This window comes from Lyngbya sp. CCY1209, assembly GCF_035615495.1.
Taxonomy (GTDB): domain Bacteria; phylum Cyanobacteriota; class Cyanobacteriia; order Cyanobacteriales; family Microcoleaceae; genus Limnospira.
The window spans coordinates 1-19,678 of sequence record NZ_JAJENU010000545.1 but is presented as its reverse complement, the minus strand read 5'-3'; the positions used below and the strand labels follow the sequence as shown (position 1 = coordinate 19,678).

General features: G+C 60.4%; 8 protein-coding genes. 4 read left to right on the top strand and 4 right to left on the bottom strand.

Annotated features, from left to right (window positions below; genetic code table 11):
* From LKE08_RS18655 to rpsU, 3 genes are all read left to right on the top strand, one after another.
* Positions 1–3,512: Ig-like domain-containing protein (locus tag LKE08_RS18655; protein ID WP_324705758.1), on the top strand; the 3,512-nt coding region annotated here is incomplete at its 5' end.
* A gap of 84 nt (positions 3,513–3,596) precedes the next feature.
* Positions 3,597–3,782, top strand: a complete 186-nt coding sequence (locus LKE08_RS18650; RefSeq protein ID WP_324705757.1) for a hypothetical protein — start codon at positions 3,597–3,599, stop codon at positions 3,780–3,782.
* Between the two features lie 256 nt (positions 3,783–4,038).
* Positions 4,039–4,236 carry a 30S ribosomal protein S21 gene (gene rpsU / locus LKE08_RS18645; protein WP_006616180.1) on the top strand — a complete coding sequence of 66 codons (198 nt, stop codon included), beginning with the start codon at positions 4,039–4,041 and terminating at the stop codon, positions 4,234–4,236.
* 158 nt (positions 4,237–4,394) lie between these two features.
* On the opposite strand, the gene LKE08_RS18640 is transcribed toward rpsU, so the two are convergent.
* The 4 genes from LKE08_RS18640 to LKE08_RS18625 form a co-directional block, all read right to left on the bottom strand.
* Positions 4,395–8,621: a response regulator gene (locus LKE08_RS18640; protein WP_324705756.1), complete on the bottom strand. Its 4,227-nt coding sequence runs from the start codon at positions 8,619–8,621 to the stop codon at positions 4,395–4,397.
* 3 nt (positions 8,622–8,624) lie between these two features.
* Positions 8,625–9,050 carry a response regulator gene (locus tag LKE08_RS18635; protein WP_324705755.1) on the bottom strand — a complete coding sequence of 142 codons (426 nt, stop codon included), beginning with the start codon at positions 9,048–9,050 and terminating at the stop codon, positions 8,625–8,627.
* Between the two features lie 435 nt (positions 9,051–9,485).
* Positions 9,486–11,492, bottom strand: coding sequence for a PAS domain-containing protein (locus LKE08_RS18630; RefSeq protein ID WP_324705754.1), 2,007 nt, complete (start codon positions 11,490–11,492; stop codon positions 9,486–9,488).
* Positions 11,493–11,553: 61 nt separating this feature from the next.
* On the bottom strand, positions 11,554–16,518 hold the full coding sequence (locus LKE08_RS18625; protein WP_324705753.1) for a PAS domain S-box protein: 4,965 nt from the start codon (positions 16,516–16,518) through the stop codon (positions 11,554–11,556).
* Positions 16,519–17,216: 698 nt separating this feature from the next.
* On the opposite strand from LKE08_RS18625, the gene LKE08_RS18620 reads away from it, so the two are divergent.
* The coding region (locus LKE08_RS18620) for a calcium-binding protein (protein WP_324705752.1) at positions 17,217–19,678 on the top strand (2,462 nt) is incomplete at its 3' end.

Sequence of the window (19,678 nt, the reverse complement as noted above, 5' to 3'; positions counted from 1 at the left end):
TCAGCCTCGACCCGGAAACCGGAGAAGTCACCTTTACTCCTGACCCCGGTTTTACGGGTATCGGCACGTTTGAATATGTCGTCACCGACCCGGCGGGAAATACCAGCACCACCACGGTGGAGGTGGCGGTCAATCCCGCCCAGAACCTGCCCCCGATCGCCAACCCCGATCGCGCCACGACTCCGGAAGATACTCCCGTCACCATCGACGTGGTGGGGAACGATATCGATGAGGACGGAACCCTCAATCCGGGCAGCCTGACGGTGACGACGGCGCCCGAAAACGGCGAAATTGCTGTCGATCCGGAAACGGGCGATGTCACCTACACCCCCGACCCGGGCTTCAACGGCACCGACAGCTTCATCTACACCATCGAGGATAATGACGGGGAGGTTTCCAACCCCACCTCGGTGACAGTTGGCGTGATTTCAGTGAACGAACCGCCCATCGCCGACAACATCAACGTCGCGATCGCCCCCGGCTCCACCGTCCCTGTCCCCCTCACCGGCAGCGACAGTGACGGCGAAGTGGTCAGCTTCCGCCTAGAGAGCCTCCCCGACCGGGCGGAAGGGTCGCTGCTGCTGAACGGGGAACCCGTCGAGGCCGGCCAAAGCCTGACCCCCGAGGAAGCCTCCCAACTGCAATTCCAGGCGACGGTCAACTTCGACGGCGTCGGCTTCACCTTCAGCGTCACCGACAATGAAGGGGCGACATCCGCCGCCGATGGCACCGTTTCCGCGATCCTTCCCCCCCCCAACGAACCCCCGATCGCCGAGAACATCAACGTTTCCCTGCAACCGGGCGATTCGGCCCCCGTCCCCCTGATGGGCGAAGATCCCGACGGCACGATCGCCAGTTTCACTATCGAAAGTCTCCCCGACCGGGCGGACGGCACCCTGCTCCTCGACGGGCAACCCGTGGAGGTGGGTCAGGTTCTCACCCCGGAACAAGGGATGCTGCTGCGATTCCAAGCCACGGGAGACTTCGACGGCGGGGACTTCACCTACAGCGTCACGGATAACGAAGGAGTCACCTCTATCGCTGAAGCGACGGCAGCTTTGATCCCGCTGCCACTGCCCAACCAGGCACCGACGGCCTTCGATGACTCCGGCGAAACCCCTGCTAACACGCCGATCGCCCTGAATGTCGTCGCCAACGATATCGATCCGGACGGAACCATCGACCCGACCACCATCGATCTCGACCCCGACACTCCGGGATTGCAACAAACCCTCACCCTCGGCGATCGCGGCACCTTAATCGCCGACGACAACGGCCGCGTCACCTTCAACCCCGCCCTGGGTTTCCAAGGCACCGTGAAAGTCCCCTACACCGTGCGGGATGACGACGGGGAGACCTCCAACCCGGCCGAAATTACCATCGAAATTGCCAACGCGGCCCCGACCGCCGTTGACGACAGCGCCCGCACCCCCTTCGATACGCCGGTCACGTTCGACATCACCGACAACGACACCGACCCCGACGGTCAAATCGATCCGGCGACGGTGGATCTCGATCCGAGCACCTTGGCGGCGGACAGCAGTTTCGCGATCGCCTTACAAGGTGAGTTCGAGGTGGATGGGGAGGGCAACCTCACCTTCACCCCCGTCACCGGCTTCAGCGGCACGGTGACGACCCCCTACACCGTCCGAGATGACGACGGCGCCATTTCCAACCGGGCGGAAATCGCGGTGACGGTGGAGCCGTTCGTGGCACCTCCGATCCCCCAAATCCCCTTCTTCGGACCCACGGTTCCCCCGACCGAGCCGGAGCAGCCCCCCGCCGAACCCAACCGCCCCCCCGTGGCGGAACCGGACACCGTAACCACGACGGAAAACGAGCCGCTGACCATTCCGGACTCCGAGTTGCTCCGCAACGATCGCGACCCGGACGGCGACCCGCTACGGATTACCGACGTGGGCAATCCCGACAACGGCACCGTCACCTTCAACCCCGACACCGGCGAGATCGTCTTCGTTCCCGAACCCGGTTTCACGGGTACGGCCACCTTCGAGTACACCGTCACCGATGAAAACGGCAACACCAGCACCGCGCGAGTCGAGGTCAACGTCGGAGAGGGGGAGACCGAGATTCCCCGGGAAGACCCCGACGAAGACACCGACATCCCCCGCCAGGACGGCCCGGATGACTGTAGCTGCCCTCCCCTCCCGGCTTTGACGGGAGTCCCCCTGCCGGTTCCCCCCGAATTGATCCCCCCTCCCGGCTTGATTCCCGTCAATGGCACGCCTTTGAATGACGTTTTGATCGGCGGCAACGCCGACGAAGTTATCCTCGCCTTCGGGGGGAACGATTTCCTACAGGGCAACCTGGGCAACGATTTCCTCGAAGGCGACGCGGGCGACGACATCCTGCTGGCTGGCCAAGATAATCCCCTGTTGCCCCGGGATCTCTTCGGACAGGATTCCCTCGACGGGGGTCCCGGAAATGATTTCCTCTCCGCCAACGAAGCCGACGACATCCTCCGGGCCGGGGACGGAAATGATGTCGCCTACGGCGGTCAGAATGACGATGAAATTTACGGCGAATTGGGGAACGACACCCTGCACGGAGATAATGGCAACGACACCATTATCGGAACCCCCGGCAATCTCACCGTCCCGGCCGGGCAGGACGCGGATGTCCTCTACGGCTATCGCGATAACGACCTGATTCAGGGCGGCCCGGGCAACGATAGCATCTACGGCGGCAAGGGAGACGATTTCTCCTACGGCGGTAAGGATGACGATTGGATGTGGGGCGATTTGGGTGCTGATACCCTCTACGGAGATGACGGAAACGATACCGTCTTCGGAGATACCAACGAGCCCAACCAAGCCTCCCCGGAAGGTCCGGATCTTCTGTGGGGTGGCCTCGGGAACGATTTCCTCAGCGGAAACCGCAACAACGACACTTTGGTCGGCGGCGACGGGGAGGATACCGCTTACGGCGGCCAGGAAGATGATATCGTTTATGGTCTGACCGGAAATGATTTGCTCTATGGTGATTTGGGCAACGACCACGTTTGCGGCGGAGAAGGGGACGATACCCTGTTCGGCGATCGCGACACCCCCACCCCCATCCCAAATATCAGCCTCCAGGACACCCTCAGCGGCGGGGCGGGCGACGATTGGCTCAGTGCCAACGAGGGCCAGGACAAGCTCTGCGGGGGCGAGGATAATGATACCCTGTACGGCGGAAAGGACAACGACACCCTCAAAGGCGACGCCGGGGACGACTGGCTGTTCGGCGACGGGGGAGACGACTCCCTTTCCGGCGGGGCGGGGAGCGATCGCTTCGTCCTGTTTGCCGACGGCGGGACGGACACCGTGGCCGATTTCCTGTCCGGGGTGGATGTCATCGCCCTCGGTGGCGGCATCACCTTCGACCAACTCACCTTCACCCAGGCGGGGACCTCTGCGGTCGTGACCCTGGGTTCCCAGCAGTTGGCGATTCTGGAAGGGGTGCAGGCGACGGCCCTCACCGCCGGCGATTTCACCGCGTTCCCGATCTAAGATCGAGGGGGGCGAACCCCACGGTTTCGATTGGCGATCGGCCGTGGGGGACTCGTCCCCAGGTCAACTCAATGGAGGGCGTCCGTGTTCCAACCTGCCAATTCTCAGAAACGCTTCTTTTCCCTCTTGTTTGGGGCTTTCGCCGGGTTGACCCTGGCGGCTTGGATTCTCCGGGGACTGACCCTGCTGGCGTTTTTGCCGGGCTCGGTCATCTGGCTGCTACTGATACTCGCGATCGCCACCGGAGTCCTGTCTCGGGTGGCCCGGTAGATCCCGGGACTCTCTCCCTTCCGAAAGATAGACGAATTCGGGGCGCTTGCGGTAAAATGATAAATGCCCTAACGCAGAGCATTGCCTTGATTCTACCGAAGCGCCGGTTCGACGGACTCATTTGACCCCGATCGCGGCGCCGTGATTTGTAGAAAGACACTGTTGTGAATCGAATCTTTCCGACATCTCATTTGTATGAATGAGAGGGGGATGTTTTGCGTATCGTCATTAATTTTAGAGAGGTGAAGGATACAACATGACCCAAGTCATTCTGGGTGAAAACGAACAATTAGAATCCGCCCTGCGTCGATTTAAGCGCGAAGTGTCCAAAGCCGGCATCCTGGCCGATGTCCGCAAGAAGCGTCACTTTGAAACCCCTCCAGAAAAACGCAAGCGCAAGGCGATCGCCAACCAGCGTCAGAGACGCGCCTTCCGCAAGAAGCGGATGTTCTAGAGCGCTTCATCCCATTTTCGGGCCGTCCTCCCCCACCCGTTCGCCAGATGCAGGGGGGGGACGGCTATCTTTCGTAGATACGGGGGTGGGATAGCGTGGCAGATCTTTAGAATGGGGAATCGGGAATCCCCAATCCCCAATCCTAAATCCCCAATCCCTCAGACTCCGAAATCGCCGAGGAGTTTGAGGAGCAGGTGCGACAACTGTTTGAGTTTGATGGGTTTGGTGAGATATTCGTCGGCCCCCGCCTGCAAACATTTTTCGCGATCGCTCGTCATCGCCAAAGCGGTGAGGGCGACGACGGGCAGTTGTCGCAAATCCGGATCGCGGCGGATCTCCCGGGTGGCCTCCAAACCGTCCACGACGGGCATTTGGATGTCCATGAGCACCAAATCGGGGCAGTGCGATCGCGCCATGGACACCGCCTCCCGACCGTTGCGGGCCGTTATCAGACGGTAGCCCTTGGCGGTGAGGTAACTCGAAAGGGTAAAAATATTAGCTTCGCTGTCCTCAGCCAACAAAATCAGCGGCGAGGGCCGGCGCGAATTCGGAACCGGGGGGGTCGGACTTCCCGCCGGGCCTTCCAAAACGGAAGTCGGAGATCCCGCATCGAAGCTCTGACGGGGTTCGGCGAAGGAATCCGGACAGGGCAGATAGACCGTAAAACAACTCCCCCGGCCGAGTTCGCTGGTGACGCCGACTTGTCCGCCGTGCAGTTCAGCGATCTGCTTCACCAGAGCCAGTCCGAGTCCCGTCCCGCTGTACTGGCGATTCAAGCTGCTGTCGATTTGGACGAAAGGCCGGAACAGATTTTCCAGGTTTTCCGGGGCAATGCCGATCCCCGTGTCCGTCACCGCAAAACAAATCCGGCGTGGGCCGTCCGACGACCGGCGGACGCTCAAACTCACCCGGCCGCCGTCGGGGGTAAACTTGATCGCGTTACTGAGCAGGTTGATCAACACCTGGCACATCCGGCGGTTGTCGATCTCGATGACCCCATATTCCAGATCGGCGGGGATGTCCGCACTCAGGGCGATCCGTTTTTTGAAGGCCAACTGTCTGACGAAGGTGAGGCCGGTCTGGCAAAGCTCCCGGATCGAAACCTCGTCGATGTTCAACTCCAATTTGCCCGCTTCGATCTTGGAGAGATCCAGGATGTCGTTGATCAGCGACAACAGATGCCTGCCGCTGCTATCCACCGTGGAAATCGCCTGCCGTTGATCGGCGTTCAACTCCCCGAATATCTCTTCTTGAAGCGCCTCCGACATCCCCAAAATGCTGTTGAGGGGGGTGCGGAGTTCGTGGCTCATGCTGGCGAGAAACTCGTCCTTGAGGCGGGTGGCCCGGGCCAGCTCCGCGACGGTCTGCTGCAGCAGAGCCGACCTGTGTTTGCGCTCCGTCACGTCCAAAATCACCCCGTCCCAGATGGTCTCGCCGTCGGCCTGCCGCTCTGGCTGGGAAATGCCCTGAATCCACTTCCGTTCCCCCGCCGGCGTGGTGAATTGCCCTTCCCAGGACCAGGCGCTCAATGTCTCGGCGGAGCGGGCGATGGAGGCCTGCAACGATCGCCGGTCTTCGGGGTCGAACAGGGCGAACACCCGGTCGGCATCCCGCCGCATGGTTTCCACGTCGAGTCCGAAAATTTCGGCGGCGCGATCGCTCATGTAGATGAACTCGTGGGAGCCGTCGGGGCGCAACAGGTACTGGTACAGCGCTCCGGGGATGTTGGCGGCGAGGCGCCCGAAGCGGGCCTCGCTTTGGCGCAGGGCCTTGAACGCCCGCTTCTCGGAGCCGACGTCGCGCACCAAAAACAGCACTTCGTCCTCACCGCAGGGGGCGACCCGCACCTCTTCGTGGCGAAGTTCCCCGCCGATCTCGATTTCCCACTCAAAATTCTGGACGGTTTGGGTGGCCAGAGCGGTTTCGGCGATCCTCAAGTAGGTGGCGGCGATGTCGGGGGGCAGCAGTTCCTCGACCGACCGCCCGATCGCGGTTTCGGGATCGACGAGGTTGCCCACCCGGGGGGAAGGGGCGATGTCCGCGTAGCGCCCGGAGCGGTCGAGGCGGAACACCAAGTCCGGGATCGCCATCAGGGTGGCGCGGGTGCGCGCTTCGCTGCGTTCGAGGGCGTCCTGGAAAGCTCGACGCTCGCTGATGTCGTTGGAGATGCCGCAGATGGCGTAGGGTTCCCCGTCCGGGCCGAACAGGACGAACTTGTTGGAGAGGAAGGTGTAGTTCTTTTCGCCGACGCGGACGGTTTCTTCGCACTGTTGGAAGCGGCGGGCCTCGAGGACGGCGCGGTCGTTTTGCTCGAAACCCTCGGCGATGTCGGGGGGATAAAATTCGCGGTTGGTTTTGCCGATGATGTCTTCCGGGGCGCAGTTAAATAATTCTAGAAAAGCCCGGTTGACCAAAATGTGCCGCCCGGAGAGGTCTTTGACGTAAATGACCGACGGGGCGAAGTTGAGAATCGCCTGCAACTTCTCTTCGCTCTCCCGCAGTTGGGCGGTGCGCTCCCATACCCGGGCCTCCAATTCCCGGTTCAACTCGGCGAGGGACTCGGCGGCCCGCTCCCGCTCCTTGGCCTGGGCGATCGCGGCGGCGGCGGCGTTCAACAGCCCGATTTCCAGGGCGTCCCACCGTTTCACCGAGCGGCAGTTGTCGAACCCGACGAGGCCGAAAAACTCCCGGTTGACAATCAGGGGGAAGATCAGGATGGAGCGGATGCCCTGCGGCTCCAAAATCCGCCGTTCCGACTCGGGGAAGTCGGCGACGTCGCCGTTGACGATCCCCCCGACTTTCAGGAGTTCTTCCCAGCGGGGAAAGTTCTCCCGGTAGCTGAGATTTTGCAGCGCCCGGTTGTCGATTTCGGGGGTGATGCCGGGGGCGCACCATTCGGCCCGCTGGCTCATCAGCAACTGCCCGGTTTCGTCGGCGTGGTTTTCAAAAATGTAGATGCGATCGGCCTCCGTCACCGCCCCCAACAGGTTCAAGATGTGGCGGTAGAGGTGGCGGTCGATTTTTTGGGACACCAAAAGCTGGCGCTGCACGTCCACCAGGGCTCCCAGGTAGCGATCGCGTTTGGCGAGGGCGGTTTCGGCCCGGTCGCGCTCGATGGCGATTTTGGCGATGTCGGCGGCGCGGGTGAGGATCTCCAAATCCCGCCGTTGGGGGGTGCGGCATTCTTTGAAATAGACGGCGAAGGTCGCGAGCACCTCGCCGTTGCCGCCGATCGCCGGGGCGGACCAGCAGGCCTGCAGCCCGTGTTCGAGGGCGAGATGCCGGAAGTCCTGCCAGAGGGGGTCGCCGGAGATGTCGGCGACGATGACGATTTCCCGGCAGAAGGCCGCCGTGCCGCAGGAACCGGCCTGGGGGCCGACGAGCAAACCGTCGAGGGCTTTTGAGTAGGGGTCGGGCAGGTTGGGCGCGGCCCCGTGGCGCAATTTTCCGGAGCGATCGCACAGTAGGATCGAGCCGATCCCCCCCTCGAATTGGGTTTCCACCGCCCGCACCAGGGCATCGAGGATGTCCGGCAGGGGGTCCAGCCGGGCGATCCGCTCCAAGATGGCATTTTGCAGTTGGGACTCCCGCTCGGCCTGTTTGCGGTCGGTGATGTCCAGGTGGGTTCCGGCCATCCGCAGGGGTTTGCCACCGGCGTCCCGCTCCACCACTTTGCCCCGAGCCAGAACCCAGACCCACCGTCCCGAGCGGTGGCGCATCCGAAATTCCCATTCGTGCCGGGGGGTTTCGCCCCGGAAGTGGGAGTCGAGTTGCTTGAAGAGTCCCGGCAGGTCTTCGGGGTGGGTCTGTTCCCGGAATGTCTCGACGGACATGGGTTCCAAGTCTTTCCGGGTGCGGCCGAGGATCTCCGCATAGCGATCGTCGATCTGCACCGCCCCGGTACGGATGTCCCAATCCCAGGTCCCGATCGCCGCCCCCTCCAAGGCCAGTTCCAGGCGTTCCCGGGTGCGCCGCAGTTCTCGATCGGCCCGCAAGGTGGCGGCCCGATTTTCCGCCTCCCGCAGTTCCCGCCGCAGGACCTCTGGCAAACGGGCCAACTTTCCTTTGATCAAAAAATCGTGGGCGCCGGCTTTCATCAACTCCACGGCTGAGGTGTCGCCGATGGTTCCCGACACGACGATGAAGGGGAGGTCGAGGCCGCTTTCTTTGAGGACGGACAGGGCGGCGGGGGCGTCGAATCCCGGCATCCGGTAGTCGGAGACGATCGCATCCCAGGAAGACTCCTCCAGGGCGTCTCGGAGCGCCTCGGCGGTCTGAACCCGCTCCCAGGTCACTTCAAATCCGCCCCGGCGGAGTTCCCGCACGAGCAAGATCGCGTCGTCTTCGACATCTTCGACAATTAACAGGCGGATGGGTTCGCTCATCGGTTAAAGTCTTTCGGGTGAGGGTTCGTTGATCGAGATCCAAAACAATCCCAGATGGCGGACTGCTTCGGCGAAGCGATCAAATTCGACGGGTTTTTGCACGTAGGCGTTGGCGCCGAGGTCGTAACTCTCCGCGATGTCTTCGTCTTCGCTCGAAGACGTGAAGACGACGACGGGCAGGCGGCGGGTGCGCCCTTGAGTCCGGATCTGTCGGAGCACCCCCAGCCCGTCGATTTTGGGCAATTTTAAGTCGAGGAGGACGACCTGTGGGAGGGCCTCCAGATCGCCCAGCAAAGCCAGGGCCTCTTCTCCGTTCCGCGCCACCAGAATTTCGGGGTTGACCTGACATTTGCGGAGCGATCGGATCGTCAGCCGTTCGTCGTCCGGGTTATCCTCGACCAACAGTATTTTTCGGGGTTGAGATGTCATCGACGGGGGTTTGCGAGTCAATTGTAATAGATCGACACGGTATCATGAGTCCAACTTTTCGAGACGACGGCTGAGATTCGGGAAGTCAATTCAACACCCGACTACCGCCCGATCTATTCCCCACAATTTTACGAAAAAATCCACCCAAAGTCAACCCCAATCTTAATCAAAATACGGAAAATTTTTGATAGCAATCAGCCGTCAGCTTTCAGCTTTCAGAAAAAGCCAACCGAACCGGCGAAAAGCAGTTTCGGTTTTTTCAGATATCCCGACCATCCTGGCGATCGCCATTGATATAGCCCTGGGCGATCGTGTGGTTACAGATTCGGGAAAAGGGAGTCGGGAGTCGGGAGTTGGGAGTCGGAGCGAGCGTTTTTACAATTCAGGTCTGTGACGAATCCAGCGCTGACTGCCATAATTTATCATTGTTAATTGTTAATTTTTAATTGTTAATTTTTCTCCCCCATCTGCGTGAGTCTCAATTCCGGGCAAGGTAAAGTAAAATGTCGCCCCCTTTCCGACGGCTCCTTCAGCCCAAACTTTTCCGCCGTGGCGGTGGATAGCCCGCTGGACGATCGCCAAGCCGATGCCGGTTCCGGGAAATTCTTCGGCGTCGTGCAGGCGTTGAAAGACACCAAATAACATCGGGGCATATTTCATGTCAAAACCCGCGCCATTATCCCCGATAAAACAAGTCAGTTTTCCCTCCATCACCCCCAGGCCGAACTCGATCCGCGCCCGGGACGTGTGGCGGGTAAATTTCCAGGCGTTGTGCAGTAAATTGTTGAGGACGACGCCCATCAAAGTCGGGTCAGCCTCGACGGTGACATCGGGGGCGACGGCAAATTCCACGTCGCGATCGGGTTCCGACTCCGCCAGATCGGCGGCGATTTCGGATACCATTTCACTGAGGTTGACCGGATGGTAATTCACCGGCGATCGCGACACCCTCGACAGGCGCAGCAGGTCGTCGATCAACTGTCCCATGCGGTTAATATTGCGCCGGATGCGATGGAAATAATCCCGGCAACCTTCGTCAAATTGGTCGCCGTAGTCCTCCAAAATCGCCTGGCTGAAACCGTCGATCGCCCGCAGCGGTGCCCGCAGGTCGTGGGAGACGGAGTAGGCAAAGGCTTCCAACTCCCGGTTGGAGGCTTCGAGTTGGGCGGTGGCTTGCAGCAGCTTCATTTCAGCCCGCTTGCGGTCAGTGATGTCCAAAATCGTGCCGACGAGCTGGGCCACCCGGCCGCGATCGTCGAAAACCGGCTCGCCCCGGGCTTGGATGTAACTCAAACTGCCGTCAGGGTGGGGGATGCGACATTCGAGGTCGTAGGGTTGGCGGTTCTCCAGAGCTGTGGCGACAACGCGGCGGTGGTAGTCGCGATCGTCAGGGTGGTAGAGTTGGAGCACTTCCTCGTAGGTGGGGGCTCCGGAGGCCGGGTCGAGTCGGAAAATCTGGAACACCTCCTCGGACCAGAAAACTGACTCGGTGGCAATGTCGAATTCCCAACTGCCCAGCTTGGCGATGCGCTGGGCCGCCTGCAGGTGGGCTTGGCTTTTTTTGAGTTGTTCTTCGGTTCGTTTGCGGTCGGTGATGTCGATGTGACAGCCGATCGCCCGCAGGGGGTTGCCCGCCGGGTCCCACTCGATCGCCCGCCCGGAACAGATCACCCACACCGTCGATCCATCCTTGTGACGATATCGGACCTCGTTGTAAAAGGGAATTTCCCCCCGGCTGCGGACATGGCGGTCGAAACTCTCGAACATTCCGGGCAAATCTTCCGGAAAAATCAGCTTTTGCCAGGTGTCGGGGCTGTTGGGGAGTTCGTGGTCTTCGTAGCCGAACATCCGCTTGAAACCCGGACTCAGATATTCCCGGTGGTTGGGGATGTCCCAATCCCAATAGCCGGCCAAAATGATGTCGAGAATATTTTCGAGCAATTGCAGTTCCCGGCGGAGGTTGTCCGCCCGCCGGGGGTCTTCGGCGGGCGGTGGCGGGGGTTCCGCGCCGTTGCGGGAGTGGGGGTGGAGGTGTTGCCAGAGGCGATCGCGGGTGAGCAATCCCACCGGGCGATCGCGATCGTCGAGAAGGGGCAGGTGGCGGACGCCGTACCGCTGCATCAGGGTGATGACAGAAGTGGAGTCCGCACAGTCCGACTCCCGCAGGGTGACGGCGGCGGGTTTCATCACCTCGGAAATCGGCAGGGTATCGAGGTTGTCATTATACGTCGTGTAGAGGGCGGGCAAATCTCCCTCGGTCAAAATGCCCAGCAGCCGGCCATTTTCCACCACCAACGCGCAGCTCGCGGGCGTCGGGGCAGGGCGGGGCGGGGCGAGGCCAGCCATTTGTCGGAGGGCGTCTCCGACCGGGGTTGTCGGGGCGATCTGCAAGAGATCGCGAATGATGACCGACTCCAGCTTTAATTCGGTGAGAAAAGGCATTTTTTGGACTCAAACTGATGAACGGACCCAATAGGTTTGAGCGGGTCGAAGCGCAAGTCAATTATAACCCCAAAAAATCTTGAATCATGGCGGTCAATTGTTTGAGTTTGACGGGTTTGGGTAAATACTCATCGGCGCCGGCTGCCAGACATTTTTCGCGATCGCCGTCCATCGCCAAAGCCGTCAAGGCGACGATGGGCACCCCGGCGAAATTCGGGTGATTGCGGATGCGGCGGATCGCCTCCAAACCGTCCATTTTCGGCATTTGAATGTCCATCAAAATCAAATCGGGGCATTCCGCCTCCACGGCGCGGATGGCCTCTTCCCCGTCCTTGGCGACCGTCACCCGGTAGCCTTTGGCCTGTAAATAACTCGAAAGGGTGAGGGTGTTGGCCTCGTTGTCTTCAGCCAGCAAAATCCGGGGGTTGGCCGCGGCGATTTCATCCGGGGAATTGAGGGACTCCGGCGGTCCGGAAGCGGGCAGTTTGGGGACTCGCATCAAAATGTCGTCGCAGGGGAGGTGGACACTGAACCGCGATCCCTTCCCCATGTCGCTGGCGACGGAGACGTCGCCGCCGTGCAGTTCCACGATCCGTTTCACCAGGGACAGCCCCAACCCGGTCCCCTCGTACTGGCGGTTGAGGGCGCTGTCGATCTGGGTGAAAGGTTTGAAGAGTTTTTCCAGGTGTTCCGGGGAAATGCCGATGCCGGTGTCGGCGACAACGAAGCGGACCGCGCCGGGGGTCTTGGAAGTGTTTTCCCAACTCACTCTCAGGGTGACGGTGCCGCGGTCGGGGGTGAATTTGACGGCGTTGTTGAGCAGGTTGATGAGCACCTGGCGGATGCGGCGCTCGTCGATGACCAGATCGGGCAGGCCGGGGGGGATCTGTACGTCGAGGCGGATGCCTTTTTTGTGGGCCTGCTGCCTGACGAAGGTGAGGCTGGCGCGGCACAGGGGTTCGATCGCGGTGGGGGCGCGATCGAGTTCCATCTGTCCGGCCTCGATTTTGGCCAGGTCGAGGATGTCGTTGATCAGTTCCAGGAGGTGGTGGGCGCTGCCTTCGACGGTTTTCAGGCTCTTTTTTTGGCTGTCGTTCAGGGGGCCGAACACTTCCTCTTGCAAACCCTCGGTCATGCCCAAAATGGCGTTGAGGGGGGTGCGGAGTTCGTGGCTCATATTGGCGAGGAACTCGTCCTTGAGGCGGGTGGCCCGCTGGAGTTCTTCGTTGGTTTTGCGGAGTCGGGCTTCGGTTTCCTTGCGATCGCTGACATCCCGGCAGACGCAGATGAGCAGGTTGTCCTCGGTGAGGGTGAGGGAGAGGTCTTCGGCGAAGGTGCTGCCGTCTTTGCGGGTGGCGGTCGCCTCCCCCTTCCAGGTGCGATCGCGCATCAGCACCGGGAACACCTCTTCCTCGAACCGCCGCAGTTCCTCGGGGGAGTAGAGTTGTCGCCAGCTTTTGCCGAGGAGTTCGCTGGAATCGTAGCCGAACATCGACCCGTGGGCCGGGTTCAAATACTGATAAATCTCGCCGTCGAGGATGGCGATGCCGTCCACCGCCACCTCGATGCTGGCCAACTGCTTGGCGGCCTGCCGTTCGGCGGCCAGCCGGGCGGCTTCGGCTTCCCGCCGGCGGCGGTCGAGGCGGTATCCTTCGATCAAGTTGCTGCAAGTGACCAAAACGGGCTGCAGGTATTCCACCATCGCCCCGTCGTAACCCCCCGGGCGGTTGGCGATGCCCACCATCCCCACCAGGTCGGAGCCGCTGAAAAAGGGCAGGCCCAAAAAGGCGTTCAGGGGCGGGTGCCCGTCCGGAGTCCCCCCCCGCCTGGGGTCTGTGCGGGGGCTGTTGGCGATGACGGGTTCCCCGGTCAAAATCACTGCCCCGAACAGGCTGTTCAGGTTGTCAAATTCCATGCCTTTTTCGTAGTTGTCTTCGTAGAATTTCCGGGTGGCTTCGTCCCAGGCGATGTTGGTGATGCTGTGGGTTTTCAGGTAGGGGACGCCCCGGATTTTCATGAAACTTTCTTCCATCGTCGCCCCTCCGTTTTCCCGGAACAGCACCTCGCCGATGAAGCCATATTCGCTGTCGGTCAACTCCAGCAACCCTTCGAGCAAGTCTTCAAAGATGGTGAGGCGGTTGCCGGCGGTGATGAATTGGGCCTGGGCCCGGCCGATGGTCTGCAGCAGGGCGTTGTTGCGTTGCAGGTCGGTTTCGGCCCGTTTGCGGGCGGTGATGTCGAAGCGGATGGCGAGGTGCTGAAACACCCGCCCTCGGGAGTCCAAAAAGGGGACGATGGTGCTCCCGGTCCAGTAGATTCGGCCGTCTTTGGCGCGGTTGCGGATTTCCCCCCGCCAAATTTGGCCGCCGGAAATGGTCTGCCACAGGTCCCGGAAAAACTCGGGGGGGTGGTATCCGGAGTTGAGGAGGCGGTGGGTGTTGCCGAGCAGTTCCGGGCGGGAGTAGCCGGAAATTTCGCAGAAGCGATCGTTGGCGTAGGTGATGATGCCCTTGGGGTCGGTGATGGCGACGATCGCGGATTCGTCGAGGGCTCGATGGAAGTCCGAGAGTTTCCGCAGGAGTTCCCGGCGGTCTGACTCGGCCCGCTTGCGGTCGGTGATGTCCCGGGCGACCCCCAGGAATCCGCTCACCTCCCCCCGCTCGTCCCGCAGGGCGGTGACGGAGAGCGACACCGGAAAGCGGGTGCCGTCTTTGCGGATGTAGGTCCACTGGCCCTCGTTGGCGCCGAGCCGGGGCTCGACGGTGAAGACTTCAAAGCCGGGGGAAATCTCCCGCCCCAGTTCGGCGGACCGTTTCGCGGCGCAGGAGCGGATTTCTTCGCGGTCGTGGAACGGTTCCGGCGTCATCCGGTTCACCACTTCTTCGGCGCGATATCCCAGCATCCGTTCGGCGCCGGCGTTGAAGGTGAGGATGGTGCCGTCGGTGTCGGTGGAGATGAGCGCGTAGTCCGTCCCGTCCAGGATCGCTTTCTGTAAGCTGCTAATTTCTTGCAGTTCTCGGGTGCGCCGTCGGACTTGGGTTTCCAGGGATTGGTTGAGGTCCTGCAGGGTGAGTTCGGCCTGTTTGCGATCGCCGATATCCGCGATGGTGCCGATGTACCCGATGAGGCGATCGGCGTCGTCGAGTTCGGGGACGACCTGCCCGAACACCCAGATGGCGCTGCTGTCGGGTTTTTGCAGGCGGTATTCTTCCTCGAAGGGGGACTCGGTTTGAACCGTATTTTCCCAGACGGCGAGGACGCGGGAGCGGTCGTCCGGGTGCAGGGAATCGTGCCAGGGATTGCCGATGACTTCGGCGGGGGCGACTCCGGCGATCTGGCAGTAGCGGCCGTTGGCGTAGATGCAGTTTCCCTCTATATCGGTGCGGAAAATCCCCACGGATACGAGGTCGGTGAGGGTGGCGTAGCGCTGTTCGCTCTCTTCGAGGCGGCGCTCGGCCTCCCGCCGCTCCCGGAGTTCGGTTTCCAGGGCTTCGTGGGCGGTGGCCTGAAGTATGGCGATCGCGACCTGGGCGGCCAACTGTCGCATCATCTGGATCTCTTCTTCCGACCAGTCTCGGGGTCCCGAACACTGGTGGATGACGAAGAGTCCCCACAGTCGGGGCGGTTCGGCCACTGCTCCGCCGGGGGGAGACAGCACGACCGGAACCACCAAGTTGGCCCGCACCTGGAATCGCTCCAGCAGTTGCAGGTGGCACTCGGTCAGTCCGGCTTGATAAATGTCGTTGCAGGCGAAAATGCGCCCGTTTTGGTAGGCGTCGATGCCACGTTCCCGAAAGCAAGTCTCCTCGATTTGCTCGTGCAGGCAAGGCTTGCAGGGTTCGGCGACGGATTCGGCCACGATTTTTCCGCCCCAGTCCGGGGCGAATTGGTACAGGGCGATGCGATCGCACTTCAGGAGGTCGCGGACTCGGTCGGCGGTGCGATCGAGGATGTCTGGCAGGCTCAGGGAGGAGCGGATTTCGGTGGTGATCTCGAAGACCAGTTGCTCCCGCCGCCGGGATTGTTCGAGGGCGGCGGTTCGCTCTCGGATCTCCCGTTCCAGTCGGGTGGCTTGATTTTCTAAGAGTTGGACTTTTTCAATTTCGAGTTGAAAGACTTTCTGTTCCAAAACTTCGGCGAGTTTGTAAAGTTCCAGGGGATTGAGGACTCGCAACAAACTGCTCTGGGTGACGATCCCCAGCAATTGACCCTCCGGGCCCGTCACCACCACCCGCCGGATGTGCCGCGAGTTCATCATCTCTTGCACCGCCCACAGGGTATCTTCCGGCCGCACGGAGAAAATGGGGGTACTCATCACCTGCCGCGCCCGACTGGTTTCCAAGTCCAAACCCAGGGCTTGGAACTGCACCAGATCGCGCTCGGTGAGGATGCCGACGGGAATGGGGCCGGTGGCGGTTCCGGTGGTGGCTAACACTACGCAACTGACCGGGCGAGCGGCCATCAGGCGGGCGATTTCGAGCAGGTCGGCGTCTGGGCTGGCCGACACCACCTCCGGGGTCATCACTTCGGCGACGGTCCGCAACCGCAGCAGGTCCGCAGGGCGGATGGCCTGCCGCAGGCTCTCGTGGGTGAGCAAACCCGCCACGCGATCGCGATCGTCGAGGATGGGCAGGTGGCGAATCCGGTGTTTGCGGAGCAGTTCCACGGCGGCAAAAAAATCGTCGAATTCCGACTCCCGCAGGCTGACGACGGCGGTACTCATCGCCTCCCCCACCGTCACTTCCCCCAGGGATTCGCCGCGGGTACTCAGCCGCACCACGTCCCGCTCTGTCAAAATCCCCAGCAGGCGCCCGCCTTCAACCACCAACACGCAGCTCGACCGCGCTTCGAGGTGGGCTTCATCGAGGGGGCCGCTACTTCGGGAAGCGGTGGGACAACTGGCCCGAATTTCACTCATCCGGGCGATCGCGTCCATCACCGTCGCCGTCGGCGACACGACCAACGGTTCTCGGATAATTGCCGCTTTGAGTTCGTCGGGGCTAAACGCCGGTGGGTTTGCGAACATTTAATCTGATTGATCGATTCAAAAGATTTTTGATGTTTCACTCTGTAAGTGTAACTTTAAATCGATGCCGATATCCATTTAATCCGACGAAAAGTCGATGCAAAACTATTGGATTTAAAAAAATCAACCCGATTTTTACGGATGACCCGACCGCCATTTGACGGACGGTTGCTTTTCCCCGGCAGGCGGCGCGGGGTCGTTTCATTTTCGGTTGAAAAAGGGGAGGTCGCCCGTTGTTGGGGGTGACGAGAACAACCAAAGTAAATTTTAAATTATTAATGATTAATTGTCAATTATTAAGGGCCGGATATTCCGGCTATGTTTCGGGGAACAATGAAATAGCACGGCGGACGAGAGGGGTGCGGGCCGCGACGGACTCGCGGCCCAACAGAAGACCGAACATAAAGTTTTTTTTAAAAAATAACATCTCCGGCTGGCTCGATTTATGATGGAACCCATTCCAGGGAGTGGGATGGTAGATTCCCCAAATCGTCGGCGGGTTTTCGACCGGGCAATTTCGGACGCGAGGCCCGACCAGTGGGGGGATGGCGGGGAGAGATAAACGGTCGTGCCGAGGGGTTCGATGGCGGCGATCGGAATTCGGCAAAAACTTAACAAAATTTTAAAAATCTTGACAATTAAACCCCCGAATCTCCGGATTGCACTTCCCCAAAATAATTCTGCATTGGGCATGAAAAATGGCAACAGCATTTTTTGATTTTGAAAACTTCCGAGGAAATAACTTTGCCGCGATCGGAACGGAACAAGGCGTGGAATTCCGAAACGCGATCGCTCTGGTCAGTGTGGACGCGGGGGGGGAAGGCCTGTTCCCGGCGATCGCTCCGACGCCCGGAACTACCGTCTTGTCTTACGCGGAGGGCAGCAATTTTACGCTGGATATCCGGGAATTGGCGCCGGAAGGGATCGCCGGGGGGAGACTCTCGTTTAACTATACCTCCCCCAATGTGGAACACTCGGTAAAAATCTTGGATGGCGATGGGAATTCTTTGGGAACTGCCACCCTATCGAGTACCGCCGGGAGGACGTTTAACGTCTTTTCACCGTTCAGCATTTCCCTCCCCGCCGATGCCGCGACGATTCAAATCGGTTCCCGGGCCACGGAATTGGCGATCGACGATCTCCGCATCTCCGTCGATCCGTTGCTGGTTGCCGAACCCCTCGCCGCCGAGACTCCGGAAAATCTGGAAGGGACGGATCAGCCTGATTTCATCGATGCCGCCACGCGATCGGCGATCGTCTCCCTTCCCGGCGACAGTATAGAAGCCGGTGTCAGATTTGCCGGTGTCAGCGGCCAGAATAACGGAGACGCGACGATTCTGGAGGGGGGCACCGCCATCGAGTTTGTCTCCACGATCGCCTCCGGTGAGGGCCGCTTTGATTATACAGTCCGTTTTAATAACCAGACCGCATTTTCGACCGCCACCGTCACCGTCCCCGAAGTAGGGGCGATCGCGGGTTTGGGCGGAAATGATACCCTCTCCGGAACCCGCGGCGCCGAAACCCTCGACGGCGGTCCGGACAACGACTCGATCCGGGGCCTGACGGGAAACGATACCCTCGACGGCGGTTCGGGTTCGGACTCCCTGTTCGGAGATGGCGACGGGGATCTGATTTTGGGTGGGGCGGATGACGATATCCTCTTCGGTGGCAGTGGAGATGACTCCTTAGAAGGCGGTATCGGCGACGACACCCTCGATGGCGGTATCGGCAACGACACCATGAACGGCGGCGAGGGCGAGGATGTGCTCTTGGGTCGGGTCGGGGCGGATGTGATGAACGGGGATGCCGGGAACGACACCTTACAGGGTGACAAGGACTCGGACACCCTCTCCGGCGGCGAGGATGACGACCTGTTGCTCGGCGGCGCCGCCCCGGACACGCTGTTCGGGGGAATGGGGGACGATTCCCTGTTTGGCGGTCAAGACGATGACTCCCTATTCGGAGATGTCGGCAACGATTCCCTGGTGGGGGATGGTGGAGTCGATACGCTCCAGGGTGGGGAAGGAGAGGATAGTTTTACTTACCTGTCTCCCAAGGATGGGGGCACTGTACCCGATCGCATCCTCGATTTTAACCCCGCCGAAGATGTGTTGGTCTTCAACTCCGAACCTGTGGCAGAGGACGGAACGGGAGGATTTGGGTTATCGGCCGTCTCCTTGGAAACTCAAACCCTGAACCTGGGGCAATTTTTCACCGCCGGCGACTCCTTACCCGCCGACATTCCGGTTCTGATTTACGACAATTTGAGCGGTATTTTGGAGTACGATTTCGACGGCTCCGGGGATGGGGAAGCGATCGCGATCGCCCAATTTGAACCGGATGAAAACGGCAACATTCCAGAGCTTTCGCCGGAGCGAATTTTCCTCGTCAATCCCGTTGACGTGAAGATCCCCGAATTGTCCGAGGTGGTGGCGGAGTCGTTCACTGCAACCACACCCAATTTCATCAACGGTACGGAAGAAAACGACTCCCTTTCCGCCACCGCACCTCAACCGGTCGATATTTCCGTCCTCGACAATGACAGTCCCACCGGGGGGTTGTTCGTCGCGGATATCAGCAATATTAGCGGTGGCGAAGCTGAAGTTATCAATAACACGACGATTAGATTTACCCCCACCATCCCCGCCCCCAGCCGGGGCAGTTTTCTCTACACCGCCAGCGACGGGACGAACTCGGATTTGGCGAGTGTATTTGTCGAGATTATTTCCGTCGAAACGATCAGCGGTTTTGGCGGCAATGATTCTCTCATTGGAGGAGAAGGCAACGAATTTTTGCTGGGGGGTGAAGGGGATGATTCCCTATTTGGAAATCAGGGCGACGACGTGCTGCGTGGGGAAATCGGAAACGATCTGATGTATGGCGGGGCGGACAACGATTCTCTCTTTGGAGAATCGGGCGACGACCAGTTATTCGGTGGCTCAGGTATCGATTTTTTATATGGCGGATTGGGTGTCGATTTTCTCTCCGGTGAAAGTGGAGATGATTTCCTATCCGGAGATCAGGGAAATGATACCCTGCAAGGGGGAGAAGGACGGGATACCTTCGCCTATCTATCTCCGCAACAGGTGGGGGAAGGGCAACAAGATGCGATCGCCGATTTTGAACCGGGAAGCGATGTTATAGTTTTCAACCGCAGTAC